Consider the following 1,340-nt stretch of genomic DNA (forward strand, 5'->3'; position numbering starts at 1 on the left):
CCCATGCTGCAGAAAGCGAGTCCCTACCTTCGCGAAGCCAACCTGATTGACGGCGAATGGGTTCAAGCGGATGGCGGCGAGACGATCGACGTCACCAATCCCGCCACGGGCTTGAAGATAGGCACGGTACCGAAGGCCGGCCAGGCTGAGACGCGCCGGGCGATCGAGGCAGCAGAGCGAGCGTTTCAGACATACAAGAAGACCTCTGTGCTCGAGCGGCACAAGATGCTGCGCAAGCTGCACGACCTGATCATCGACAACCAGCAGACGCTGGCAGAGCTCCTCACCATGGAGCAGGGAAAGTCGCTGTTCGAGGCCAAGGGCGAGATCGGCATGTCGGCCGCCTATGTGCTCTGGTTCGCCGAGGAAGCGCGCCGCACCTATGGTGACACGATCCCGAGCCCATGGGCCGACCGCCGCATCATGGTCACCAAAGAACCTACGGGCGTGGTGGCGGCAATCACGCCGTGGAACTTCCCGTCCTCCATGCTCGCGCGCAAGATCGGCCCGGCTTTGGCTGCGGGCTGCACGGTGGTCGTGAAGCCGGCGACCCAGACGCCCTATTCGGCGCTCGCCTGGGGCGTGCTCTGCGAGGAGGCGGGTTTTCCGAAGGGTGCCGTCAACATCGTGACGGGCGCCCCCGGCCCGATCGGCGACGAACTGTGCGCCAACCCGTTGGTCAAGAAGATCACGTTCACGGGCTCGACAGGCGTCGGGAAGATGCTGATCGAGAAGTCGGCGGCAACGGTCAAGAAGGTGTCGATGGAGCTTGGCGGCAACGCGCCGTTCATCGTCTTCGACGACGCGGATTTGGAGCGGGCGGTGGAAGGGGCGATGCTCGCCAAGTTCCGCAATTCGGGCCAGACCTGCGTGTGCACCAACCGCTTCTTCGTCCAGAGCGGTATCTATGACCGTTTCATGGAAAAGTTCGCGGCAGCGACCAAAGGGCTCAAGGTCGGCAACGGCACCGAGGAGGGCGTGCAGCAAGGACCGCTGATCGACGAGAAGGCCGTGTCGAAGGTCGAAGAGTTCGTGGCCGATGCCTTGCAGAAGGGCGCCACGGTGTTGTCGGGCGGCAAACGCCATGCCCTGGGCGGTTCGTTCTTCGAGCCGACCGTGATCGGTAATGCCAAGCCCGACATGATGTTCATGAAGGAGGAAATCTTCGGCCCGGTCGCACCGGTGTTCCGGTTCGAAACCGAAGAGGAAGCAATCAGGCTCGCCAACGACACCGAGTTCGGTCTGGCGGCCTACTTCTACACGAGCGATCTCGGCCGCGCTTTCCGCGTATCGGAGGGTCTCAAATACGGCATGGTCGGCATCAATGAAGGGCTGATCAC

General features: G+C 62.8%; 1 protein-coding gene. It reads left to right on the top strand.

All coding sequences use genetic code 11. The features are described from left to right. Positions 1-3: 3 nt before the first annotated feature. Positions 4-1,340: NAD-dependent succinate-semialdehyde dehydrogenase (locus NGM99_RS21535; RefSeq protein ID WP_252822827.1), on the top strand; the 1,337-nt coding region annotated here is incomplete at its 3' end.

Origin of the sequence: Mesorhizobium liriopis, assembly GCF_024053505.1 — a bacterium.
In the GTDB taxonomy this organism is placed as follows: Bacteria; Pseudomonadota; Alphaproteobacteria; order Rhizobiales; family Rhizobiaceae; genus Mesorhizobium_B; species Mesorhizobium_B liriopis.